Origin of the sequence: Pseudomonas flexibilis, assembly GCF_000802425.1 — a bacterium.
In the GTDB taxonomy this organism is placed as follows: Bacteria; Pseudomonadota; Gammaproteobacteria; order Pseudomonadales; family Pseudomonadaceae; genus Serpens; species Serpens flexibilis.
Genome location: NZ_JRUD01000024.1, coordinates 143,422 through 167,687, shown reverse-complemented (window position 1 = coordinate 167,687; position 24,266 = coordinate 143,422). Strand labels below are relative to the sequence as shown.

General features: G+C 67.4%; 22 protein-coding genes. 11 read left to right on the top strand and 11 right to left on the bottom strand.

Translation table 11 applies throughout. From position 1 onward, the window contains the following. Positions 1-21: 21 nt before the first annotated feature. A complete protein-coding gene (locus SF06_RS14960; protein WP_027588715.1) occupies positions 22-651 on the bottom strand; it encodes a thiol:disulfide interchange protein DsbA/DsbL in 630 nt (209 codons plus the stop codon). A gap of 133 nt (positions 652-784) precedes the next feature. Further along, a complete protein-coding gene (locus tag SF06_RS14955; protein ID WP_027588714.1) occupies positions 785-1,417 on the bottom strand; it encodes a c-type cytochrome in 633 nt (210 codons plus the stop codon). 204 nt (positions 1,418-1,621) lie between these two features. Here SF06_RS14955 and yihA point away from each other — a divergent pair, with 204 nt between their 5' ends. Beyond that, a complete protein-coding gene (gene yihA / locus SF06_RS14950) occupies positions 1,622-2,260 on the top strand; it encodes a ribosome biogenesis GTP-binding protein YihA/YsxC (protein ID WP_027588713.1) in 639 nt (212 codons plus the stop codon). Between the two features lie 218 nt (positions 2,261-2,478). Here yihA and polA read toward each other — a convergent pair whose 3' ends face one another. Beyond that, entirely contained in the window at positions 2,479-5,241 is a 2,763-nt protein-coding gene (gene polA, locus SF06_RS14945; protein ID WP_039562360.1) for a DNA polymerase I, read from the bottom strand. Positions 5,242-5,315: 74 nt separating this feature from the next. Here polA and SF06_RS14940 point away from each other — a divergent pair, with 74 nt between their 5' ends. Genes SF06_RS14940 through SF06_RS14930 form a run of 3 tightly spaced genes read left to right on the top strand, consistent with a single transcriptional unit; the run spans position 5,316 to position 7,536 of the window. Continuing rightward, a complete protein-coding gene (locus SF06_RS14940) occupies positions 5,316-5,594 on the top strand; it encodes a DUF2782 domain-containing protein (protein WP_027588712.1) in 279 nt (92 codons plus the stop codon). 7 nt (positions 5,595-5,601) lie between these two features. Next, on the top strand, positions 5,602-6,552 hold the full coding sequence (locus tag SF06_RS14935) for a homoserine kinase (protein ID WP_039562359.1): 951 nt from the start codon (positions 5,602-5,604) through the stop codon (positions 6,550-6,552). A gap of 42 nt (positions 6,553-6,594) precedes the next feature. Beyond that, on the top strand, positions 6,595-7,536 hold the full coding sequence (locus SF06_RS14930; RefSeq protein ID WP_037008237.1) for a ZIP family metal transporter: 942 nt from the start codon (positions 6,595-6,597) through the stop codon (positions 7,534-7,536). 115 nt (positions 7,537-7,651) lie between these two features. On the opposite strand, the gene SF06_RS14925 is transcribed toward SF06_RS14930, so the two are convergent. The 3 genes from SF06_RS14925 to znuA form a co-directional block, all read right to left on the bottom strand. Next, positions 7,652-8,371, bottom strand: a complete 720-nt coding sequence (locus SF06_RS14925; protein ID WP_039562356.1) for a TSCPD domain-containing protein — start codon at positions 8,369-8,371, stop codon at positions 7,652-7,654. Positions 8,372-8,429: 58 nt separating this feature from the next. After that, positions 8,430-10,592 carry an adenosylcobalamin-dependent ribonucleoside-diphosphate reductase gene (locus tag SF06_RS14920; RefSeq protein ID WP_437123598.1) on the bottom strand — a complete coding sequence of 721 codons (2,163 nt, stop codon included), beginning with the start codon at positions 10,590-10,592 and terminating at the stop codon, positions 8,430-8,432. Positions 10,593-10,909: 317 nt separating this feature from the next. After that, a complete protein-coding gene (gene znuA, locus SF06_RS14915) occupies positions 10,910-11,914 on the bottom strand; it encodes a zinc ABC transporter substrate-binding protein ZnuA (protein ID WP_437123599.1) in 1,005 nt (334 codons plus the stop codon). A gap of 63 nt (positions 11,915-11,977) precedes the next feature. Between znuA and SF06_RS18785 the strand changes: the two genes are divergently transcribed. From SF06_RS18785 to SF06_RS17780, 4 genes are all read left to right on the top strand, one after another. Beyond that, positions 11,978-12,475, top strand: a complete 498-nt coding sequence (locus SF06_RS18785; protein WP_027588706.1) for a Fur family transcriptional regulator — start codon at positions 11,978-11,980, stop codon at positions 12,473-12,475. After that, positions 12,472-13,245: a zinc ABC transporter ATP-binding protein ZnuC gene (znuC, locus tag SF06_RS14905; RefSeq protein ID WP_027588705.1), complete on the top strand. Its 774-nt coding sequence runs from the start codon at positions 12,472-12,474 to the stop codon at positions 13,243-13,245. Before SF06_RS18785 ends, znuC begins: the two co-directional genes overlap by 4 nt. After that, complete coding sequence (gene znuB, locus SF06_RS14900; protein ID WP_027588704.1) at positions 13,238-14,020, top strand: zinc ABC transporter permease subunit ZnuB; 783 nt, start codon at positions 13,238-13,240, stop codon at positions 14,018-14,020. The genes znuC and znuB overlap by 8 nt, the downstream gene beginning before the upstream one ends. Before the next feature lie 72 nt (positions 14,021-14,092). Continuing rightward, on the top strand, positions 14,093-14,692 hold the full coding sequence (locus tag SF06_RS17780; protein ID WP_051587289.1) for a hypothetical protein: 600 nt from the start codon (positions 14,093-14,095) through the stop codon (positions 14,690-14,692). A 113-nt stretch (positions 14,693-14,805) separates the two neighbouring features. On the opposite strand, the gene katE is transcribed toward SF06_RS17780, so the two are convergent. Beyond that, positions 14,806-16,998 (bottom strand): catalase HPII, encoded by a 2,193-nt coding sequence (gene katE, locus SF06_RS14890; protein ID WP_267882111.1) that lies wholly within the window; start codon positions 16,996-16,998, stop codon positions 14,806-14,808. Positions 16,999-17,110: 112 nt separating this feature from the next. Here katE and SF06_RS14885 point away from each other — a divergent pair, with 112 nt between their 5' ends. Genes SF06_RS14885 through SF06_RS14875 form a run of 3 tightly spaced genes read left to right on the top strand, consistent with a single transcriptional unit; the run spans position 17,111 to position 19,615 of the window. Next, positions 17,111-18,118: a methionine ABC transporter ATP-binding protein gene (locus SF06_RS14885; protein WP_027588702.1), complete on the top strand. Its 1,008-nt coding sequence runs from the start codon at positions 17,111-17,113 to the stop codon at positions 18,116-18,118. After that, positions 18,118-18,783 carry a methionine ABC transporter permease gene (locus SF06_RS14880; protein WP_039562351.1) on the top strand — a complete coding sequence of 222 codons (666 nt, stop codon included), beginning with the start codon at positions 18,118-18,120 and terminating at the stop codon, positions 18,781-18,783. Before SF06_RS14885 ends, SF06_RS14880 begins: the two co-directional genes overlap by 1 nt. A gap of 58 nt (positions 18,784-18,841) precedes the next feature. Then, complete coding sequence (locus SF06_RS14875; RefSeq protein WP_027588700.1) at positions 18,842-19,615, top strand: MetQ/NlpA family ABC transporter substrate-binding protein; 774 nt, start codon at positions 18,842-18,844, stop codon at positions 19,613-19,615. On the opposite strand, the gene SF06_RS14870 is transcribed toward SF06_RS14875, so the two are convergent. Genes SF06_RS14870 through coxB form a run of 4 tightly spaced genes read right to left on the bottom strand, consistent with a single transcriptional unit; the run spans position 19,572 to position 24,221 of the window. Continuing rightward, the gene (locus tag SF06_RS14870) at positions 19,572-20,435 is read right to left on the bottom strand and encodes a cytochrome c oxidase assembly protein (protein WP_081993450.1); all 864 of its coding nucleotides are present in this window, start codon (positions 20,433-20,435) and stop codon (positions 19,572-19,574) included. The two genes, SF06_RS14875 and SF06_RS14870, sit on opposite strands and share 44 nt — an antisense overlap. Further along, positions 20,435-20,773, bottom strand: a complete 339-nt coding sequence (locus SF06_RS14865; RefSeq protein ID WP_027588699.1) for a hypothetical protein — start codon at positions 20,771-20,773, stop codon at positions 20,435-20,437. Before SF06_RS14865 ends, SF06_RS14870 begins: the two co-directional genes overlap by 1 nt. Beyond that, positions 20,770-23,289, bottom strand: coding sequence for a cytochrome c oxidase subunit I (gene ctaD / locus SF06_RS14860; protein WP_039562349.1), 2,520 nt, complete (start codon positions 23,287-23,289; stop codon positions 20,770-20,772). Before ctaD ends, SF06_RS14865 begins: the two co-directional genes overlap by 4 nt. After that, positions 23,286-24,221, bottom strand: a complete 936-nt coding sequence (coxB, locus tag SF06_RS18380; protein ID WP_076380843.1) for a cytochrome c oxidase subunit II — start codon at positions 24,219-24,221, stop codon at positions 23,286-23,288. Before coxB ends, ctaD begins: the two co-directional genes overlap by 4 nt. Positions 24,222-24,266: the final 45 nt, after the last annotated feature.

Sequence of the window (24,266 nt, the reverse complement as noted above, 5' to 3'; positions counted from 1 at the left end):
AACCGCGCCACTCGGGCGTCTCTACTGCGCTGCCCGCTCGCGGGCGATCAGATGGTCGGCCAGGGCAACGGCCTGCTGGGGACCGCCCGCCGAGCCCAGGTCCAGCCGGTACTTGCCGTTGACCACCAGCACCGGAACGCCAGTGACCTGGTAGGCCATGGCCAGCTTCTTGGCCTTTTCCATCTGGCTCTTTACGCCGAAGGAGTTGTAGGTCTTGAGGAATGCCTCGGAATCGACACCCTGGGCCGCCAGGAATTCGGCCATCTCCTTCGGCGTGGCCAGCTTGCGGCCTTCACGGTGAACTGCGGCAAAGATCGCCTCATGCACCTGCGGCTCGACCTTCATGGCCTCCAGGGCGATGAACAGCTGTCCATGGGTGTTCCACACGCCGCCGAACAGGGCCGGCACGCGGACAAAATTCACATCATCGGGCAGGGTTTCCACCCAGGCGTTGAGCACCGGTTCGAATTCGTAGCAGTGCGGGCAGCCATACCAGAACAGCTCGACGACTTCGATCTTGCCAGGTTGCGACACCGGGACCGGGCTGTTCAGTTCGACATAGTGCTTGCCGGCACGGTAGTCGGCGGCGTGGGCGGGGATGGAAAGCAGACTGGCAACGGCCAGCAGGGCACTGAAAAGCAGCGTGCGCATGCAAAGAACTCCTCGACTGAAAAATCGGCGTCGGCCGTTTGGCCGCTGTGCCGCCGGTGCGTTGCCCGGATTTTAACCACAGGTGCAAAAAAAAAGGGCGGCTCGCGCCACCCTTTTTCCGTCTTCACGACAATCAGTGCAGGCCCTGGATATAGCTGGACAGCGCCTGGATGTCTTTGTTGCTCAGCTTGGCGGCGATGGCGCGCATGATCATGGTGTCGCCATCGTTGGTGCGTACGCCTTCGCGGAAGTCGGTCAGCTGCTTGGCGATGTAGGCAGCGTGCTGGCCGTTCAACTTGGGATAGGCGGCGGCGGCGTTGCCGATGCCGTTCGGGGCGTGGCAGCCGGTGCAGGCGGGCATGCCCTCGGCCAGCTTGCCACCGCGCCACAGGGCCTCGCCACGCTCGACCAGCGCCGGGTCGGCGGCACCGATGCTGCCCTTCTGGCTGGCGAAGTAGGCGGCGATGTCTTCCAGGTCCTGATCGCTGAAGGTATCCAGCATGCCGGTCATTTCCAGCACCTTGCGGCCTACACCTTCGGGGGCGCCCGGGGTGGAACCGGCCTTGATGTCCTTCATCTGCTTGAGCAGGTAACGCTCACCCTGGCCAGCCAGCTTCGGGAAGTTCGGCGCTGCGCTGTTGCCGTCCGCGTTGTGGCAGGCGGAGCAGAGCATGACCTTGTTCTGACCGGCTGCGGCGTCGCCGGCGGCCTGTGCGGCGCCGGTCAGGCCCAGGGTCAACAGCAGACTCACGAGTACTTTGTTCATCAGCTAATCCAATAACGGCTAAGGGTGAGAGGGAGCTCGGTCCGAAGGCCCGCGTCTGTGCGCGTTCTGGCGTCATGGTCCCGTTCGGCTTCGCTCCGGCAGTGGAGCAAAGCGCACACAAAATCGGCGGCATTATATACTTGCGCCGCTGAAACGGAAACGAAACCGCCCCCTGCGACCCCGGGTCGCACCTTGGAAATCCTCATGTCTACCAAGAATCCGATCCTCGGGTTGTGCCAACAGGCCACCTTTCTCATCAGTGCTGCGAAGGTGGATCAATGCCCGCCCGACCTCGGCCGCGAGATCGCCTTTGCCGGCCGTTCCAACGCCGGCAAGTCCAGCGCCCTGAACACCCTGACGCATGCCAACCTGGCGCGCACCTCGAAGACGCCGGGCCGCACCCAGCTGCTCAACTTCTTCCGCCTGGACGATGAGCGTCGCCTGGTTGACCTGCCCGGCTACGGCTACGCCAAGGTGCCGATCCCGCTCAAGCAGCACTGGCAGATGCACCTGGAGGCCTACCTGGGCAGCCGCGCCAGCCTGGCCGGCGTGGTGCTGATGATGGATATCCGCCACCCGCTGACCGAGTTCGACCGCATGATGCTCGACTGGGCGCACACCAGTGGCATGCCGCTGCATATCCTGCTCACCAAAGCCGACAAGCTGGCTTTCGGCGCTGCCAAGAACGCCCTGCTCAAGGTGCAGAAGGACGTGCGCCAGGGCTGGGGGGACGGCATCAGCGTGCAGCTGTTTTCCGCCCCCAAACGCCAGGGCATCGAGGAGGCCCAGGCCGTGCTGGCCCGCTGGCTGGGCCTGGGTGAAGAAGCCCGCGCGGACGCCTGACGCGGGAGCAGAATCGCAGGCAAAAAAAACCTCGAACTTCGTATGGGGAGGGGGAAGTTCGAGGTTCAACTCCGACTCGCCAAGCGGCGATCAGATATCTGCCAACACTAAACACAACAAGGAGCATTGAACGGCTTCACCCATTCAGAGGCTCTGACACACCCTCTTCGGAATAAGTTCAGCCGACCGTGAAAAAATTTTCGCGGCCGACCACATCCTTAGTGCGCCTCGTCCCAATTCGCACCCTCGCCGGCCTCGACCAGCAGCGGCACGGACAGCTCCGCAGCCTGGCTCATCAGGCCGATCAGCGGCGCGCGTACCTGCGCCAGCAGGTCCTCGCGAACCTCCAGCACCAGTTCGTCGTGCACCTGGAGAATCACCCGGGCGTCCAGGCCGCTCTCGCTCAGCCAGCCGTCCACCGCCACCATGGCGCGCTTCATGATGTCGGCGGCAGTGCCCTGCATGGGCGCGTTGATCGCGGTGCGCTCGGCGGCCTTGCGCATGGCGCCGTTGCGCGACTGGATTTCCGGCAGATACAGGCGGCGGCCGAACAGGGTTTCCACGTAGCCCTGCTCGCGTGCCTGCTCGCGGGTGCGTTCCATGTAGGCCAGCACGCCCGGATAGCGGGCGAAGTACAGGTCGATGTAGGCCTGGGCCTCCTTGCGGTCCACGCCGAGCTGCTTGGCCAGGCCGAACGCGCTCATGCCGTAGATCAGGCCGAAGTTGATCGCCTTTGCGCGGCGGCGCTGCTCGCCGCTGACCTGGTCCAGCGGCACGCCGAACACTTCGGCGGCGGTCGCACGGTGTACGTCCAGTCCCTGACGGAAGGCGTTCAGCAGACCGGCGTCCTGCGCCAGGTGCGCCATGATGCGCAGTTCGATCTGCGAGTAGTCGGCGGCCAGCAGCCGGTAGCCGGGCGGCGCGACGAAGGCCTGGCGGATGCGGCGGCCCTCCGCGGTGCGGATCGGGATGTTCTGCAGGTTCGGGTCGCTGGAGGACAGGCGACCCGTGGCGGTCACCGCCTGGTGATAACTGGTATGGATGCGCCCGGTGCGCGGATTGATCTGCTCCGGCAGACGATCCGTGTAGGTGCTCTTCAGCTTGCTGACCTGGCGGTAGTACATGATCACCTGCGGCAGCGGATAGCCGTCCTCGGCCAGCTCGGCCAGCACGCTTTCCGCGGTGGACGGCTGGCCGGTGGCCGTCTTGGCCAGCACCGGCAGGCCCAGCTTGTCGTAGAGGATGGCGCACAGCTGCTTGGGTGAGCCGAGGTTGAACTCCTCACCGGCGATCGAGTAGGCCTCGCGCTCCAGCTCCACCATGCGCTCGCCCAGCTCCAGGCTCTGCTTGCCGAGCAGTTGGGCATCCACGTAGGCGCCATTGCATTCGATGCGCGCCAGCACCGGCATCAGCGGCATCTCGATGTCGCGCAACACGCCGGCCAGGCTGGGAATCGCCTGCAGGCGCTCCCACAGCACCCGATGCAGCGCCAGCGCCACGTCCGCGCCTTCGGCGGCGTAGGGACCGGCCTGTTCCAGGGCCACCTGGTCGAAGCTGAGCTGCTTGGCGCCCTTGCCGGCGATATCTTCCAGGCGTGTGGTGCTGCGCCCCAGATACTTCAGCGCCAGGCTGTCCAGGTCGTGGCGGGTGGCAGTGGAGTCCAGCACGTAGGATTCGAGCATGGTGTCGAAGGCCACGCCGCGCAGGGCGATGCCGTAGCGCACCAGCACCTCGATGTCCGCCTTGCCGTGCTGGACGATCTTCGGCCGCGCCGGATCCTCCAGCAGCGGCTTGAGCGCGGCCAGCGCCTCGCTGCGATCGATCTGCGCCGGCACGCCCATGTAGCTGTGCGCCAGCGGCAGGTAGGCCGCCTCGCCAGGCGCCACGGCGAAGGCCAGGCCGACCAGCTCGGCCTGCTGCGGGTCGTTGCCGTTGAGCTTGGTGTTGAAGGAGATGTACTCGGCCGTGTCCAGCCGCTTCAGCCAGGCCTGAAAGTCGACCGGATCGGTGAGGGTCACGTACTGCACCGGGGCGGCTTCCTCAGCGCCCGCCGACTCGGCAAACAGGTCGTCCGGGGCGCCTGCAGCGGCCGGTGCAGCCGGCGCCTCGCGCAGCAGCGCATCCAGCCAGGCGCGGAATTCCAGCTGGCGATACAGCTCGATCAGCGCCTCGCGCTGCGGCTCGCCCGGATGCAGCGCGTCGATGTCCACCTCCAGCGCCACATCGGTCTTGATGGTTGCCAGCTGATAGGACAGATAGGCCGCCTCCCGGTGCTCGGCGAGCTTGGCGCCAAGGGTCTTGGCGCCGCGGATCGGCAACGCGGCAACCTGATCCAGATTGGCGTACAGGCCATCCAACCCGCCGGCGATACCGTTCAGCAGGCCCTGCGCGGTCTTCTCGCCGACCCCCGGCACGCCGGGGATGTTGTCGACCTTGTCGCCCATCAGCGCCAGGTAGTCGATGATCAGCTCCGGGCCGACGCCGAACTTGCTCTTCACGCCTTCCACGTCATAGACACTGCCGGTCATGGTGTTGACCAGGCACACGCGCGGGCAGACCAGCTGCGCCATGTCCTTGTCACCGGTGGAAATCACCACGTCGCGGCCAGCGTCGGCACAGCGCCGCGCCAGAGTGCCGATCACGTCGTCGGCCTCGACGCCGTCCACACACAGCAGCGGCAGACCGAGCGCCCGCACCGTGGCATGCAGCGGCTCGACCTGCACACGCAGGTCGTCGGGCATCGGCGGGCGGTGCGACTTGTAGTGCTCGAACAGTTCATCGCGGAAGGTCGGCCCCTTGGCGTCGAAGACCACCGCGAAGGGGCTGTCCGGATACTGCTTGCGCAGGCTGAGCAGCATGTTCAGCACACCCTTCACCGCCCCGGTGGGCAGGCCGGTCGAAGTGGTCAGCGGCGGCAGGGCGTGAAAGGCGCGGTACAGGTAGGACGAACCGTCCACCAGGACGAGGGGCGCTTGACTCATGTGCAGACCTTTTGCGCGGGCACGGCGCTAGAATGTCCGTACCTGTTTATGGAAATGTCGGGGCAAAGGGTACCATGCGCGCTTTCAATCACCTGCTGTTGGCTGGCCTGCTGGCCCTGCCGTTGTACGCTGCGGCCCAGGATTCGGTGGATGCCGAACCGGACGTCACCATCCGCCAGGAGGGCGACAAACGCATCGAGGAATTCCGGGTCAACGGCTTCCTGTACGCGATCAAGATAACGCCCAAGAACGGTAAGCCTTACTATCTGGTGCGCGCCGACGGCAGCGACAACTTCGTACGCGCCGACAAGCCCGACATGCTGATCCCCGCCTGGGAAATCTTCCGTTGGTAGTGCCGCCATGTCCGTGTTCACCCCGCTCGAGCACCACGAACTGGAAGACTTCCTGGCCCCGTATGGGCTAGGTCGCCTGGTGGGTTTCCAGGGCATCGCCGAAGGCACCGAGAACAGCAACTTCTTCGTCAGCCTGGAGCAGGGCGAGTTCGTGCTGACCCTGGTGGAACGCGGCGCGCAGGACGAGCTGCCATTTTTCATCCAGCTGCTCGACGTGCTGCATGACGCCGGACTGGCGGTGCCCTTCGCCCTGCGTACCCGCGAGGGTCAAGCCCTGCGGCGGCTGGCCGACAAGCCCGCGCTGCTGCAACCGCGCCTGCCCGGCCGGCACGTGCATGCGCCGAATGCGCACCAATGCGCCGAGCTGGGCGACTGGCTGGCGCGCCTGCACTTGGCGACCTGCGATGCCCCCCTGGAGCGCCCCAGCGACCGCGGACTGGCCTGGATGCTGGAGCAGGGTCCCAGCCTGGCCCTGGGCCTGCCCGAGGAGCACCTGCCACTGCTGCGTGGCGCGCTGACCGAACTGCACGACCAGGCCGGCCGCCTGCGGTCCCTGCCGAGGGCCAACCTGCACGCTGACCTGTTCCGTGACAACGCACTGTTCGAAGGCAGCCACCTGACCGGCGTGATCGACTTCTACAACGCCTGCTCGGGCCCGATGCTCTACGACCTGGCGATCAGCGTGAATGACTGGTGCTCGGACGCCGACGGGCATCTTGACCCGGCGCGCACCGAGGCGCTGCTGGGCGCCTACTCGGCGCGACGGCGCTTCCATCCGGCCGAAGCCGAACTCTGGCCAACCATGCTGCGCGTCGCCTGCCTGCGATTCTGGCTGTCGCGCCTGATCGCCGCCGAGGAGAACCGCGGGCGTGATGTGCTGATCAAGGACCCGGACGAGTTCCGCCGGCTGCTCGCCCGGCGGCAGCAGGTCGACTCGGCATTGCCTTTCGCGCTCTGAGCGGAGCAAGCTCGACGCATCGTTTCGTGCGGAGTCGTTGCGATGGACCAAAGCCAGTCGTTGCCGAACAGCCTGTATGCCGAACTGCGCAGCGGCTGGGCCGCCCGTGCCAGGGCCAACCCGCTGATTACCTATGGCCTGCTGGCAGCCGCCGCCGTGGTGATCGGCCTGTTGATCGCCAGCATCGTCTACGCCCTGCGCAACGGCCACAGCGTACACCTCAACTACGCGCTGCTCGGGGGCGGCGCCGGCTTTGCCACCACCGCCCTGGGCGCGCTGCTGGCAGCGGGGCTGCGCACCATCCATGTACGTACCCAGGACAGCATGCTGGGGTTCACCGCCGGCATGATGCTGGCGGCCAGCGCCTTCTCGCTGATCCTGCCGGGCCTGGAGGCGGCCGAAGGCATTTTCGGCAACGCGCCGGCCGCGGCGTTCACCGTGGTGACCGGCCTGGCGCTGGGCGTGCTGCTGATGCTCGGCCTCGACTATTTCACCCCCCACGAGCACGAGAGCACCGGCCCCTGCGGCCCGGATTGCGAGCGCTTGAACCGGGTGTGGCTGTTCGTGCTGGCGATCATCCTGCACAACATCCCGGAAGGCATGGCCATCGGCGTCAGCTTCTCGGCCGGCGACCTCGGCGTCGGCCTGCCGCTCACCTCGGCCATCGCCATCCAGGACATCCCCGAGGGCATGGCCGTGGTGCTGGCGCTGCGGGTGGTGGGCATGTCGATGTTCGGCGCGGTGCTGGTGGCCATCGCCTCGGGCCTGATGGAGCCGCTGGGCGCGCTGGTCGGCCTGGGCATTTCCAGCGGTTTTGCGGTCGCCTACCCGATCAGCCTGGGCCTGGCGGCCGGGGCGATGATCTTCGTGGTCTCCCACGAGGTGATTCCGGAGACCCACCGCAACGGTCACCAGACGCCGGCGACCATCGGCCTGATGGCCGGCTTCGGGGTGATGATGTTCCTGGATACCGCGCTGGGCTGATCGCCGGCGGAAGTTGGTGCGGGGTGCCACGGTAACCAGCGCAACGCGTTGGCCACCCTACGAGGCACGCACAAAAAGCCCCGGCGTGCCGGGGCTCTGGGGTTTCAGGCGCGAACTAGCCGCACTTGGAGTGCCCGCAATTCAGGCAGGTGGCGCAGCCATCCATCTGCACCACCGCCTTGGTGCTGCACTTGCCGCACAGCTGCGCGCCGGCGGGGAAGCCTTCGCCCGGTTCGGCGGTCGTCGCGCCCTGTGTGGCCTCGTAGGCGGCGCGCTTTTCCGCCAGGTACTGGCGCTGCGCCTCGTCCAGGCCCTGACCTTCCATCATGCCGATGCTGATCAGGTGGCGCTCCACCACGCCGCCGATCTCGGCGACGATGGACGGCATGTAGATGCCACCCTTCTTCAGGTAGCCACCGCGCGGGTCGAACACCGCCTTCATCTCCTCCACCAGGAAGGTGCAGTCGCCGCCCTTGCGGAACACGGCGGACATGATGCGGGTGAGCGCCACGATCCACTGGAAGTGGTCCATGTTCTTCGAGTTGATGAAGATCTCGAAGGGCCGGCGCTGCTCGAACGGCGTGCCGGCGTTGAGCACCACGTCGTTGATGGTCACGTACAGGGCGTGCTCGAACAGCGGCGACTTGATCTTGTAGGTCATGCCGACCAGGGTTTCGGGGCGCTGCAGCGTCTCATCCATCTGCACCGGCGCAACGGCGGGCGCTGCCGCGGGCTGGGCTGCGGCAGCCGTTTCGCTGCCCTGGGCGGCGGGGCGCTCCAGGGCCTGGTCGACCACCTTGAAGCCCTTGATGCGTTTTTCGATCTTCACGGTCATAGCAATCTACTCCCGGCCGGACGCCCCCGGCGTCCGGCCCTGCAAAAATGAAACGGCCTCAGTACTTGCCGTAATAGCCTTCCTTGAGGGCATCGAACAGGTTGGCGGCAGTGTTCACCTCGCCGTCGTACTCGACCATGGCATTGCCCTTGAGCTCGACCACGCTGCCGTCTTCCAGTTCGAAGCGGTACAGGGTGTTTTCCAGGTCGGCTTCCTTGACCAGCACGCCCTGGAAGGCCTTGGGGTTGAAGCGGAAGGTGGTGCAGCCCTTCAGGCCCTGGCGCCAGGCGTAACGGTAGATGTCCTTGAACGCCTCGAACGGATAGTCGGTGGGCACGTTCGCGGTCTTGGAGATCGAGGAATCCACCCACTTCTGCGCGGCGGCCTGGATGTCCACATGCTGGGTCGGGCCGATGTCATCGGCGGCGACGAAGTAGTCCGGCAGCTTGCGCGCCGGGTCCTCGCTGCCCGGCTCGGCCTTGGCATTGACCAGCGTGCGGTAGGCCAGCAGCTCGAAGCTGAACACGTCGACCTTTTCCTTGGCCTTGCGCCCGGAACGGATCACGTTGCGCGAGTATTTGTGGGCGAAACTCGGCTCGATGCCGTTGGAGGCGTTGTTGGCCAGGCTCAGGCTGATGGTGCCGGTCGGCGCGATGGAGCTGTGGTGGGTGAAGCGCGCACCCTGCTCGGCCAGCGCCTCGATCAGCTCCGGCGCGTATTCGGCCAGGCGCTGCATGTAGCGCGAATACTTGGCGTGCAGCACGCGGCCGGGCACCTTGTCGCCCACCTGGTAGCCGTCCTTGGCCATTTCCGGACGCTTGCGCAGCATCTCGGCGGTCACCGTGAATTCCTCGGCCAGCAGCGGCGCCGGGCCCTTTTCGCGGGACAGTTCCAGCGCCTCTTCCCAGCCGACCAGGGCCATCTCGCGGGCCACTTCCTCGGTGAACACGCAGGATTCCGGGCTGCCGTAGCGCATCTTGAGCAGGGTCAGGGTCGAACCCAGGCCGAGGAAGCCCATGCCGTGGCGACGCTTGTGCATGATCTCGTGACGCTGCTGTTCCAGCGGCAGGCCGTTGATCTCCACCACGTTGTCCAGCATGCGGGTGAAGATGCGCACCACCTTGCGGTACTTGTCCCAGTCGAAGCGCGCGTCCGGACCGAACGGGTCGATCACGAAGCGGGTCAGGTTCACCGAGCCCAGCAGGCAGGAGCCGTAGGGCGGCAGCGGCTGCTCGCCACACGGGTTGGTGGCGCGGATCGCCTCGCACCACCAGTTGTTGTTCAGCTGGTTGACGCGATCGATGAGGATGAAGCCCGGCTCGGCGAAGTCGTAGGTGGAGACCATGATCATGTCCCACAGGTGACGCGCCTTGACGCGACCGTAGACGCGGCAGGCCACCAGGCCGTCCTCGCGCACGATATAGTCGTCGTGGATCGGCCATTCGCGCCAGACCACCTGGGAGGCGTCGGCGAGGTCGACTTCGTGGCGCTCCTTGGGGTGCACCGGGAAGATCAGCGGCCATTCGCCGTCGTTCTCCACCGCCTGCATGAATTCGTCGGTGATCAGCAGGCTGAGGTTGAACTGGCGCAGGCGGCCATCCTCGCGCTTGGCGCGGATGAATTCGCGCACATCCGGATGACAGACGTCGAAGGTGCCCATCTGCGCGCCGCGGCGGCCGCCGGCCGAGCTAACGGTGAAGCACATCTTGTCGAAGATATCCATGAACGACAGCGGGCCGCTGGTGTGCGCGCCGGCGCCGGACACGAACGAGCCGCGCGGACGCAGGGTGCTGAATTCGTAGCCGATGCCACAGCCGGCCTTGAGGGTCAGCCCGGCTTCGTGGACCTTGCCCAGGATGTCGTCCATCGAGTCGCGGATGGTCGCCGATACGGTGCAGTTGATGGTCGAGGTGGCCGGCTTGTAGTCCAGCGCGCCGGCGTTGGAAATGATGCGGCCGGCGGGAATCGCGCCGTTGCGCAGCGCCCAGAGGAACTGCTCATGCCAGTACTCGCGCTTTTCGGGCGCCTCCACCTCCGCCAGGGAACGGGCGACACGCTTCCAGGTGTCGTCCACATCACCATCGATGGGGGTGCCATCCTTGTCAGTCAGACGGTACTTCTGCGCCCAGATATCTTCGGAAGCCGCCTGCAGGACGATCTCAAAAGCCTGTTTGCCCGCCGTCATCGGCCCATTGGTCTTCGCCATGCGCGTGTGCCTCATTCGCAAGGGGATGGAAAAAAAGGCTGCGGATTGTACGCCAAAACAGCCCGAGCGACAGTCCCGGGATATCTTGTCGAACACTTCATCTTGTGGGTGCACAAACAGGCGAACACAATACCTGCCTTGCGCTACGGTTCAATCGCTCAAATGCCGCAGTCGCTCGAAATGTGCGCCGCGTCGCCAAGACTCAGACGCCAGGCGGGCTGGGTGCGTGCCGGCAGTTGGTCTGAAAGACAAAAACGGCTGGTGCGCGGGACCGCTCGTCGGAGCGCACCTGCCGCGCTTGCCGCGGCTTTGCCGGCCGGTACGAAGCCGTCCTACTGGACGCCGGCGGGCGTCAGGCAGCCGGCCAACTGCTCGCCGAGGCTTTCCAGCAGCCGCTCATAGCCGCGAGCATCCACGGACAGGTCGTAGCCCAGGGCATCCAGCGACGCCAGGCGCACCGGCAGCCCCTCGATCAGGGTCTGGGCCAGGCGCGGTGCCTGCGGCGGCTCGTAGAACACGCAGGTCGCGCCGGCGGCACGCAGGCGTTCACGCAGCTGGGCCACCTGCCGCGCACCGAGCTGCACCTCGCCCAGGCTGAACACCCCGGCATGGCGCAGGCCATAGGCCGCCTCGAAATAGTCGTAGGCCTCGTGGAACACGAAGTACGGCTTGCCCGCCAGCGGCGCCAGACGGGTACGCAGGCGCTGGTCGAGCGTGTCCAGGCGCTGCTCGAACGCCGCCAGGTTGGCCCGGTAGCGCGCGGCATTGGCCGGGTCGCGCGCGGCCAGGTCGTCAGCCATCCGCGCAGCGATCACCCGGGCGTTGGCCGGCAGCAGCCAGAGGTGGGCATCCAGGCTGCCGGGGCGGTGGTCGTGGTCGTGATCGTCATGCGCGACCGGGGCGTCATGATCATGGTCATGGTCATGGTCATGGTCATGGTCATGGTCATGGTCATGGTCATGGTCATGGTCATGGTCATGGTCATGGTCAGCGTGTTGATCATCGCCAAAGTGGCGCAACTGCAGGCCCGCCAGGGTCTGCACGGCCAGGCTGGGGTTTGTGCGGCCATCGAGCAGGCGGGGCAGGAAGCTCTCCAGGTCCGGCCCGACCCAGTAGAACAGGTCGGCCTGACGCAGGCGGCGTACCTCGGAAGGCTTGAGCATGTAATGGTGCGCGGACGCCCCCGGCGGCAGCAGCACGTCGGGCGTGCCGACACCGTCCTGCACGGCGGCGGCGATCAGTTGCAGGGGTTTGATGCTGGTGAGCAGGGCGACTTCGGCACGGGCGGTCAGCGAAGCCAGGCACAACAGCACAACGGCGGACAGACGTAGCAGCACGACAGCGACACTCTGGGTGGAAAGGGTTATAGAATAACGTCTCTTCCACTCGACGTCGCCGCCATGTATCGACCCCTTCCCGACACACCGCTGGCCTGCCTGCCGCACGACCATTCCCAGTGCGTCGACAACGCACTGGCCGACGCCGACAGCATCTGCGCGCGCCAGGGCGTGCGCCTGACCGCCCTGCGCAGGCGGGTGCTGGAGCTGGTCTGGCAGAGCCACAAGCCGCTCGGCGCCTACGACATCCTCGGCACCCTCAGCGAGGAAGACGGCCGCCGCGCCGCGCCGCCGACCGTCTACCGCGCCCTGGATTTCCTGCTGGAGAACGGCCTGATCCACCGCATCGCTTCGCTGAACGCCTTCATCGGCTGCATCCGCCCGGAACACAGCCATCAGGGTCAGTTCCTGATCTGCCGCGAATGCCGCACGGCCATCGAGCTGGAACACCCGGCCATCAGCGAAGCGATCGTCGCCGGTGCGCAGCGCGTCGGCTTCCGCGTGGAAACCGAGACGGTCGAGGTGGTCGGTCTCTGCGCCCGCTGCCAGGAGGCCGCATGAGCGATGACCTGCTGCGCCTGAGCGGGGTCAGCGTGCGCTTCAACGGCCAGGACACCCTGGACGCGGTGAACCTGCGCGTGCGACCGGGCGAAATCGTCACGCTGATCGGCCCCAACGGCGCCGGCAAGACCACCCTGGTTCGTGTCGTGCTGGGCCTGCTGAAGGCGGACAGCGGCGAGGTCTGGCGCCGACCGAAACTGCGCATCGGCTACATGCCGCAGAAACTGCAGGTGGACGCCACCCTGCCGCTCAGCGTGCAGCGTTTCCTGCGCCTGGTGCCTGGCGTCAGCGCCGCCATGGCGCGGGCCGCGCTGGAAGAAGTCGGCGCGGCCCACGTGCTCGACCACCCGCTGCAGAAGATCTCCGGCGGCGAGCTGCAACGCGTACTGCTGGCCCGCGCCCTGCTGCGCAAGCCCGAACTGCTGGTGCTCGACGAGCCGGTGCAGGGTGTGGATGTCGCCGGCCAGGCGGCGCTGTACCGGCTGATCGGCACGTTGCGCGAACGCTACGGCTGCGGCGTGCTGATGGTCTCCCATGACCTGCACCTGGTGATGAGCGCCACCGACCAGGTGGTGTGCCTGAACCGGCATGTGTGCTGCTCAGGACATCCCGAACAGGTCAGCGGCGATCCGGCGTTCGTCGAACTGTTCGGCCGTGATGCACGCAGCCTGGCGATCTACCAGCACCGCCACGACCACGCCCACGATCTGCACGGCGGCGTGGTCCTGAAGAAACCCCATACCCACGGTCCGAACTGCAACCATGGCTGATTTCCTGCTTCACGCGCTGCTCGCCGGCCTCGCCCTGGCGCTGGTGGCTGGCCCACTCGGCTCGTTCGTGGTCTGGCGGCGCATGGCCTATTTCGGCGAAACCCTGTCCCATGCCGCGCTGCTCGGCCTGGCCTTGGGCCTGTGGTTGGCGATCAGCCCGACACTGGCAATCATCGCCCTGTGCCTGCTGCTGGCGCTGGCGCTGCTCGGCCTGCAAGGTCGCCAGGCGCTGGCCTCCGACACCCTGCTGGGCATGCTGGCGCCCACCATGCTGGCCCTGGGCCTGGTGACCATGAGCCTCCTGGAGGTGCGCGTCGATCTGCTCGGCTATCTGTTCGGCGATCTGCTGGCCATCAGCCGCGAGGATCTGTACTGGGTATTGGGCGGCAGCGCGCTGGTGCTGCTGCTGCTGGTGCCGCTGTGGCGCCCGCTGCTGGCCATTACCGTGCACGAGGAGCTGGCGCGCGTCGAAGGCCTGCCGGTGGCCGGTCTGCGCCTGGCGCTGATGCTGCTGATCGCCCTGGTGATCGCCCTGGCCATGAAGATCGTCGGCGTGCTGCTGATCACCTCGCTGCTGATCATTCCTGCCGCCGCCGCCCAGCGCCATGCGCGCACGCCGGAGCAGATGGCCGTCGGCGCCAGCCTGCTCGGCCTGCTGGCGGTGTCGGCGGGCCTGAGCCTGTCCTGGTTCCAGGACACCCCGGCCGGGCCCTCGATCGTGGTGAGCGCCGCCGCCCTGTTTCTGCTTAGCTTTGCCCTGCCACGGCGGCGCTGACGCGTGTCGTCCTGTGCGCCCGAGACGGGCAGGGTTAGAATCCCGTCGACCGCTTCCTCGAGGTCCCTTCACATGCCCATGTTCCGTTGCCTGACCCTTGCCGGCCTGGTTGTCGTGCTTGCCGGCTGCCAGAGTGCGCCGGTGCAGGACACCCAGCGGCAGTTGTTCCAGAGCTACCTGGCCCAGGGCCAGCTGGCACAGGCGGACCAGTTGCTGGCCGATGCCGGCAAGCGGGGCGTCGACGCCGAGCGCCTGGCCCCGTATCAGCGCCAGTTGGCCGACGCCTACCTGCGCCAGGGACAGGATGCGCTGCAGGCCGGCGACCTGAACACTGCCACCACGGCGCTGAGCCGGGCCCGCAGCCTGCTGCCGGCCGCGCCGGCGCTGACCACCGACCTCGGCGACCAGCTGGACCCGCAGGTGCGCAGCATCATGCTGCCGCTGCTGGACAAGGGCGATTACGCCGCCCTGGCCGAGCAGTTCGACAGCCTGGCCGACGAACTGCGGACCTGCGATTGCCGCATCGTGCTGGAGGCCCGCGGCAGCTGGCAGTCCAACCGCGCCGCCGAACTGCTGCGCACACGCCTGGGCGACGCCTCGGAAGTGGAAGTCAGCCACATCGCCTCGCGCGTGCCGCGCCTGCTGCTGATCGGGGGTGGTGCCCAGGAATAGCCTCGGGCGCCCTATGTCTGCGCGGCCCGTAGGAGCGGCTTCAACCGCGAGCGTCTCCTTGCGCCCCGCACGAACGCATCGCGGCTGCCACCCTGCAAGGCCGGAGCAGGCCTCTACGCCGGCACGCTCATGGCCTTGGGCATCCGCGCCCATACCCGGTGCCTGGCGATGGCAGCGAAGTACGAGGCCTGGATGGCCGACAGATCGCTGCCCACCAGCAACCCCTCATCCTCATCCAGGCGCAGCTGCGCAAGCAGGGTCTGCGCCTGGCCGAGGAAGGCCATCGGCTTGAGGTGCTTGTAGGCTTCCAGCAGGTAATGCAGCGCGGTGCCGTCCGCCATCATGGCCTGCATGGCGGCCTCGCCGCCGGGGACCAGCACCGCGTCGAACATGATCGACGGCAATCCAGCCAGCGAACCATCCGGCACCAGGCGGCTGCCGTCGCTGCCCTGGACCGGCGCGGCGCTCGGCGCCACCAGCTTGCAGGCCGCCCCTTCGCCCTTCAGCGCAGCCTGGGCGGCGCTGACGGCGGCGGCATCCACGCCGTTGCCGATCAGGATGGCGATCTTGCGCGAGCGGATGTTGCCGGTCAGCAAGTTCATCTGGCTCAGCGCCGGCGACTGCTCCTGGCGGACCTTGGGCAGTTCCACCGTGCCGGCGGCGGGTGGCTGCACGCCGATGTTGGCGGCCACCCGCCGGGCCAGGTCCAGATCGATATTGGCCAGGATCTCGTTGACCTCGCGCTCGCGGATGGCCATGCGCTCCACCTTGGCCAGCTCGAAGCTGTAGGCATCGACGATGTGCGCCTGCTCCACCTCGCTCATGCTCTTCCAGAACAGCCGCGCCTGGGAGAAGTGGTCGCCGAACGATTCACTGCGGTTGCGGATCTTGTGGCCCTCGATGCGTTCGGGATAGCTCTCGAAACCTCCGCCTGCCGGCCCCGCCGGGGTTTCCTTCGGCCAGCCGGCATCAATGGAGTTGGGTTCGTAGGCCGCGCGCCCCTTGTGTATCTGGTGCTGGTGGTAGGCGTCGCGCTGGTTGTTGTGAAACGGGCAGACCGGGCGGTTGATCGGGATCTGGTGGAAGTTCGGCCCGCCCAGGCGCAGCAACTGGGTGTCGGTGTAGGAGAACAGCCGGCCCTGCAACAGCGGATCGTTGCTGAAGTCGATGCCCGGCACGATGTGTCCCGGGTGGAAGGCCGCCTGTTCGGTCTCGGCGAAGAAGTTGTCCGGGTTGCGGTTGAGGGTCAGCTTGCCGATCGGCTGCACCGGCACCTGCTCCTCGGGGATGATCTTGGTCGGGTCCAGCAGGTCGAAGTCGAAGCTGTGCTCGTCGGCCTCCTCGACCACCTGCACGCCCAGTTCCCATTCCGGATAGTCGCCGCTTTCGATGTCCTCCCAGAGCTGGCGACGATTGAAGTCCGGATCCTTGCCGGCCAGCTTCTGCGCCTCGTCCCAGAGCAGCGAGTACACCCCCGACAGCGGCCGCCAGTGAAACTTGACGAAGCGGCTGGCGCCCTGGGCATCGATCATGCGGAACGTATGCACCCCGAAGCCCTGCATGGCGCGCAGGGTGGCGGGAATGGCCCGGTCGGACATGGCCCACATCACCATGTGCGCGCTTTCCGGCACCAGCGAGACAAAGTCCCAGAAGGTGTCGTGGGCCGAGGCGCCGGTGGGGATCTCGTTGTGCGGCTCGGGCTTCACTGCATGCACGAAGTCGGGGAACTTGATGGCGTCCTGGATGAAGAACACCGGCATGTTGTTGCCCACCAGGTCGAAGTTGCCTTCCTCGGTGTAGAACTTCACCGCGAAGCCGCGCACGTCGCGCACCGTGTCCGCCGAACCGCGCGGGCCCTGCACGGTGGAAAAGCGCACGAACACCGGGGTGATCTTGGCCGGGTCCTGCAGGAAGGCGGCCTTGGTCAGCTTCGCCTGGGATGCGTAGACCCGGAAGACGCCGTGGGCCGCCGTGCCACGCGCATGCACGATGCGCTCGGGAATGCGCTCGTGGTCGAAGTGCGTGATCTTCTCCCGCATGATGAAGTCTTCGAGCAGGGACGGGCCGCGATCCCTGGCCTTCAGGGTGTTCTGGTTGTCGGCGATCTTCACGCCCTGGTTGGTGGTCAGGGCCTGGCCGGTGGCGTCCGAGCGGTAAGGCTCGAGGGCGTCCAGCTTGTCGCTGCTGTTCTGCCGGTCGGTGGTGTCGGTGCCGGCCAGTTCGCTGGGGCCGGTGGGTTGCTGGGCCATGGCTGGTCCCTCCTGGTGGGCGCACGGGTCTGCAAGGGACCGGTGCCGGAATCGGATGTTCCTCGCCGCTTACCAACAGCCTGCGTGGCCCGCACGCCACAATCGGCTAAAATGCGCCACTTTTGCCCGCATGCCAGGGGCACGTCATGCACCCAAAAGGTCCGCACACGTGATCGAGTTCCAGCAAGTCCACAAGACCTACCGCGTCGCCGGCCGCGACGTACCGGCCCTGCAGCCCACCGATCTGGTGGTCGAAACGGGCGAGGTGTTCGGCCTGATCGGCCATTCCGGCGCCGGCAAGAGCACCCTGCTGCGCCTGATCAACCGTCTAGAAAACCCCAGCGGCGGGCGCATCCGGGTCGATGGCGAGGACGTCACTGCGCTGGATGCCGACGGCCTGCGCGCCTTCCGTCGCCGGGTCGGCATGATCTTCCAGCACTTCAACCTGCTCAGCTCGCGCACCGTGGCCGACAACGTGGCCCTGCCGCTGCGCCTGGCCGGCGAGCTGCCCGCCGCCGACATCAACCGCCGCGTGGACGAGCTGCTGCGCCGCGTCGGCCTGCAGGATCACGCCCGCAAGTACCCGGCGCAGCTGTCCGGTGGCCAGAAGCAGCGCGTCGGTATCGCCCGCGCGCTGGCCACCGACCCGAAGATCCTCTTGTGCGACGAGGCGACCAGCGCCCTCGACCCGCAGACCACCGCCCAGGTGCTGCAGCTGCTGGCCGAGATCAACCGCGAGCTGGGTCTGACCATCGTGCTGATCACCCACGAGATGGACGTGATTCGCCGCGTCTGCGACCGCGTGGCGGTGATGGATGCCGGGCGCATCGTCGAGCAGGGCGCGGTGGCCGAGGTGTTCCTGCACCCGCAGCACCCGACCACCCGGCGCTTCGTGCTCGAAGACGAGGCCATCGACGAAGGCGAGCTGCACGAGGACTTCGCCCAGGTGCCGGGGCGCATCCTGCGTCTGACCTTCCAGGGCGAGGCCACCTACAAGCCGCTGCTGGGCACCGTGGCCCGCGAGACGGGGGTGGACTACAGCATCCTGGCCGGGCGAATCGACCGCATCAAGGACACCCCCTACGGCCAGCTGACCCTGGCCCTGACCGGCGGCGACCTGGACGCCGCGCTGAGCCGCCTGCAAGCCGCCGAAGTTCATGTGGAGGTACTGCGCTGATGGACGCCTTCTTCGTCAATATCGACTGGTACGAGATCTGGCTGGCCACCCTGGACACCCTGCTGATGCTCGGCGGCTCGCTCCTGTTCACCGTAGTGTTCGGCCTGCCGCTGGGCGTGCTGCTGTTCCTTACCGGGCCGCGGCAGTTGTTCGACAACCGTCCGCTGTATGCGCTGCTGTCGTTCGTGGTCAACGTGCTGCGCTCGCTGCCGTTCATCATCCTGCTGATCGTGATGATCCCCATCACCGTGGTGCTCACCGGCACCTCGCTGGGCGTGGCCGGCGCCATTCCGCCGCTGGTGGTGGGCACCACGCCGTTCTTCGCGCGCCTGGTGGAAACCGCGTTGCGCGAGGTGGATCGCGGCATCATCGAGGCCACCCAGGCCATGGGCGCCAGCACCCGGCAGATCATCGTCAGCGCCCTGCTGCCGGAGGCGCGACCGGGCATCATCGCCGCCGTCACCGTCACCGCCATTACCCTGGTGTCCTACACCGCGATGGCCGGCGTGGTCGGCGCCGGCGGCCTGGGCGACCTGGCCATCCGCTTCGGCTATCAGCGCTTCCAGACCGACGTGATGGTGGTGACCGTGGTGTTGTTGCTGGTTCTGGTGCAGATTCTGCAATCTGTCGGCGACCGCCTGGTGGTGCATTTTTCCCGCAAGTGAACCCTTGCGGCGACCGTGTCGTCGGAGCCGCGTCCGTTATCCGTAAAGGAGTTACACCATGAAGAAACTGCTTGCCGTCTTCGCCGCCGTCGCGGCCTTTTCCGCCCAGGCGGCGGAGACCCTGACCGTGGCGGCCACCGCCGTGCCGCATGCCGAGCTGCTGGAATTCGTGAAGCCACAGCTGGCCAAGGAAGGTGTGACCCTGAACATCAAGGTGTTCACCGATTACGTGCAGCCCAACGTGCAGGTGGCCGAGAAGCGCCTGGACGCCAACTTCTTCCAGCACCAGCCGTACCTGGACGAGTTCAACAAGAGCCGTGGCACCCGGCTGGTCAGCGTGGCCGGCGTGCACGTCGAGCCGTTCGGCGCCTACTCGCACAAGATCAACGACATCGAAGACCTGCCCAGCGGCGCCAACGTGGTGATCCCCAACGACGCCACCAACGGCGGCCGCGCCCTGCTGCTGCTGGCCAAGGCGGGCATCATCACGCTGAAGCCGGAAGCCGGCATCACCGCCACCCCGCGCGACATCGCCGACAATCCCAAGCGCATCCGCGTGCGCGAACTGGAAGCCGCCACCCTGCCGCGCGTGCTGAACCAGGTGGACCTGGCGCTGATCAACACCAACTACGCCCTGGAAGCCGGCCTCAACCCGGCCGAGGATGCGCTGGTCATCGAGGGCAGTGAGTCGCCCTACGTGAATATCCTGGTCAGCCGCGAGGACAACAAGGACAGCCCGGCCATGCAGAAACTGGCCAAGGCCCTGCATAGCGACGCGGTGAAGCAGTTCATTGCCGAGAAGTACCAGGGCGCCGTGGTGCCGGCGTTCTAACGTCGCCCGCAGCCCTGACAAAGCCCGCCCCGTGCGGGCTTTGTTGTGTTTGGGGAGCGCGCCCCAGCCAGCGCCAGGCCACCCAGCCAGCGCCGAGCAGGTAGAGCACCCCGCCTGGCACCCACATCAGCAGGCCGGCCAGTTGCTGGTCGGCCAGGCTGCGCGCATCGCCATAGAAAGACACCGGTGCGAAGGTCAGCAGGGCGCCGAGCAGGCCGGTGTGCATCAGGGTCAGCAGCACCGCCAGCAGCGCCTGGGGTGCCTGGCGAGGCGGGGCGCGCAGCACCGCCCACCAGAACAGCCAGGCGCTGAGCAGGAAACAGGCATGCTCGATGGCGTGCCACCAGAGGTTGTCCAGCGCCAGCTGATACAGCCGGGGCACGTGCCAGACCCAGATCACCGCGCCGTGCAGCAACGCCAGGGCCCCCGGATGCCGGGCGCTGCGCAGCAGCGGGTTCCACAGCGACTGTCCCGCGCGACCGAGCACGCTGCGCCATTGCGGCAGCGGCCGGGCCGCCGCCGCCAACGGGCCGATCACCAGGATGAACAGCATGTGCTGGGTCATGTGCCAGGCGGCGCTGGTTTCCGCCCAGTCATCCAGCGGCCCGAAGATGGCCACGACGGCGAGCAGCAGCGCCAGGTGGAAGCAGGCCGCGTCTGCCCGCCTGGGCGGTACCCGGCGGCAGCCCAGCAGATAGAGCGCCCAGGCCGCCAGCATCAGCAGGCCGGTCAGCCACAGGGGCAGGCGCTCAACCAGTCCATGGTCGAACAGCCCGTGCGCCGCCACCGGCAGCGGCAGCCACACCAGCAGCCCGAGCATCAGGCGCACGGCGGCAGGCCCAGCAAAGTCAGGCCGATGAAGACCGTGGCCGCAGCCCCTACCAGATGCACGCCGGCGGCCAGGCGCAGCACGAAACGCTGCGGCGAGCCGGCGGCGGCGGAGCGCCAGCTGAACAGCGCCAGTCCCAGCAGCAGCAGCACGGTCAGCCCGGTAAACACCCCTAGCACGGCGTTCAGCCAGGTGGCCGCCCCGTCTGCCGGCGCTGGCGGCGCGAGGGCGCAGCCCAGCCCCTGGCCGGCATACAGCGCCACGAACCACAGGCTCCAGATCACCAGCCCGAGGATGCTGTGCAGCGGATGCTCGCGCAGGCGACTCATGACCCGTTCCCCCAGCCCAGCGGGAAGAGCACGATGGCGAGGTAGCTGATCCACAGCACGCCCAGGTTGTAGAGCCACAGCTGCGCCACCACCCGGGGCTCGTACGACTGGCGCGCGCTGACGTAACCCAGCCGCGCGCGCCAGGCCTGCAGGGCGGTGAGGATGGTCGCCAGGGCGCAATGGATCAGGCTGTAGAGCAGCATCACCAGCACCACCGCATCCAGTGCGCGGGCCCGCGGCTGCAGTTCGGCGGCCTGCAGCGCGCCGAGCAGCAGCGTCACTTGCAGCAGCCCCAGCAAGGTAAGCAGCAGAAGATGGATGCCGAGGCGCGCCTCGCTGCCCTGCCGCAACCGACGCAACAGTCCGCCCAGATACAAGGTGCCGACCGTGAGCAGCAGGGCGCTGCCCAGCAGCCAGCCCGCGCCGACTTTCACCGTGGTCGGCCCGGCAACGGGCGTGACGATGCCCAGGTAGAACCAGCCGAACAGCAGCGACAGGTACAGGGCGCCATCGGCCACCAGGGTGACCGCCATGCCCCACAGCCCAGGGCCGTCATGGGTTTGCCAGTGCAGCGGCGGCTGGTTCGCCTGCACGGTCAGATTCGCCCCGGGGCTCAGCAACGGGCCATTGCGCCAGGACCAGTGCAGCAGCACCAGCAGGATCACACCGCTCAGTCCCAGCGCCAGGCCGTACTGCTTGAGCAGCAGGCTCAGACACAGGCCGGCCAACAGCAGCGCGGCAATCAGCGGTATCCAGGTGTTGCCGGGCAGCTGGGTGATGTCGCGCACCCGTCCGCTCAGCGCCTCCACGCCCCAGGTGTCGCGACGGCCATGGTCGATTTCCACCAGGGCATGCTCGCCGCGGGCGATGCCCTGCGGCAGGTCGGGCTCGCGCCACAGCGGATGGCGGTTGTTCACGTCGGGCAGGCTGAGGAAGTTGTAGGAGGCCGGCGGATAGTCCGTGGCCCATTCCAGCGTATCGGCCTGCCAGGGATTCACGCCCGCCGGCCTGCCGAAGCGCACATGCAGCAGCAGGTCGAGCAGGCAGGTGGCCACCCCGGCGGCCATCACGAAGCTGCCGATGGAAGACACCAGGTTCGGCCAGTCCCAGCCCAGGCCGGTGTCGTAGGTGTAGACGCGCCGGGGCATGCCCAGCAGGCCGGTCCAGTGCATCACCAGGAAGGTCAGGTTGAAGCCGATGAACACCAGCCAGAAGCCCCAGCGGCCGAGGCGTTCCGATGGCAGCCGGCCGGAGAAGTGCGGCAGCCAGTAGTAGAGCCCGGCCATCAGCGGGAAGAACATGCCGCCGACCAGCACGTAGTGCATGTGTGCCACCACGAAATGGGTGTCGTGCACCTGCCAGTCGAAGGGCACCAGCGCCAGCATCACCCCGGTCAGCCCGCCGGCCACGAACACGATCAGGAAGCCCACCAGCCAGAGCATCGGCACCTGGTAGCGCGGCGTGCCCAGCCACAGGGTGGTCAGCCAGGCGAACACCTGCACCCCGGTGGGAATCGCCACCAGCATGCTGGCGGCGGAGAAGAAGGCCAGCGCCAGCTGCGGAATGCCCACGGTGAACATGTGGTGCACCCACAGGCCGAAGCTGATGAAGCCGGTGGCCAGCACGCTGAGCACCACCCAGCGGTAGCCGACCAGCGGCCGACCGCAGAACACCGGCAGCAACGTGGAGACGATGCCCGCCCCCGGGAGGAAAATGATGTACACCTCGGGATGGCCGAACAGCCAGAACAGGTGCTGCCAGAGCAGCGGATCGCCGCCGCGGCCGGGATCGAAGAACGGCAGCCCGGCGGCGCGCTCCAGCTCCAGCAGGATGCTGCCGAGGATCAGCGGCGGGAAGCCGACCACGATCATCCCGGCCATGACCAGGATGTACCAGGCGTAGATCGGCATCTGGTGCAGGGCCATGCCGCGCGCCCGTACCCGCAGGATCGACACCACCAGCTCGACGCCGGCGCTGACCGCGGAAATTTCCACGAAGGTGACGCCCAGCAGCCAGAAATCCGAGTTCATGCCCGGCGTATGCGCGGCGCTGGACAGTGGCGTGTACATGAACCAGCCGGCCTTGGGGGCGATCTCCAGCACCAGGCTGGCGGTGAGGATGATGCCGCCGAACAGGTAGCACCAGTAGCCCAGCGCCGACAGGCGCGGGAAGGCCAGGTCGCGGGCGCCGAGCATCTTGGGGATCAGGTAGACCGCCAGACCCTCCATCATCGGCACGGCGAACAGGAACATCATCACCGTGCCGTGCATGGTGAACACCTGGTTGTACAGGTCCGGCTCCAGCAGCACGTAACCGGGCACGGCCAGCTGGGCGCGGATCAGCATCGCCAGCAGGCCGCCAATCAGGAAGAACACCGCGCCGGTGATCAGGAAGCGGCGGCCGATGGCGGTGTGGTTGACGACGGTCAGCGCCCGCCAGCCCGACGGGCTGCCCCACACCCGTTCGAACTGCGCGTGCAGACGGGCCGGATCCGGATGCGACGAGCGACGTTTCATGGCGCAAGTCCCTCCAGCCAGGCCGCCAGGGCGTCCAGCGTCGTATCGTCCACGTCATCATGGTTCGGCATGCCGTTGCCCGGTTTCAGGCGCTGGTGCTCGCGCAGCCAGCGGCGCAGGCCGGCGGCATCGTTGGCGATCACGCCGGCGCCGAGGGTGGGGCGCGAGGCCAGGTCGGTCAGATCGGGCCCGCGCCGTCCGTCAGACACGCCGGCGACCCGATGACAGAGCGCGCAACGGCTGGCGAACAGCTCGCCGGCGGCACCCGGCGCCGGTGCAATGGCCTCGCGCTGTGTCCGCGCCTGTAGCCACACGTCGAAGCGCTCGGGAGGCAGGGCCTCGACGTGCAGGATCATGTGCGCATGCTGGGTGCCGCAGAACTCGGCGCACTGGCCGCGAAACACCCCCTCGCGATCGGCCTGCAGGCGCACCCGATGCCGGCGCCCCGGCGTCATGTCCAGTTTGCCGCCCAGGCGCGGCACCCAGAACGCGTGGATCACGTCGGCACTGCTCACCTCGATATCCACGGGCACGCCGACCGGCAGGATGAGTTGGTTGGCGGTCACCACGTCGCCCTGCGGATAGCGCACTTCCCACCACCATTGATGGCCGGTGATTTCCAGGCGAAGCGGTGCCTCGCCCAGCGGCAGCATCCCGCGGGCGGCGTTGACGCCGTAGAACAGCAGCGCGCTGACGCTCAGCGTGGGCAACAGCAACCCGCCGCCGATCAGCAGGCGGCGCTGAATCCGCCGTGCCTGCGGCTGCGGATACTGGCGCGGCGCCCGGAACAGCGCGTACAGCCAGAGCACACTGACCAGCAGCAGCACCAGCCCGGCCACGCTGCTCATCACCCACCAGAGGCGCGCCAGCTCGCGGGCCGTGGCGCTGGCCGGGTCGAGCGCTGACTGCGGACCCTGGCAGCCGGCCAGCAGGGGAACTGCCAGCGCCAGCGCTGTCCACTCAAGGACAGGCGACAC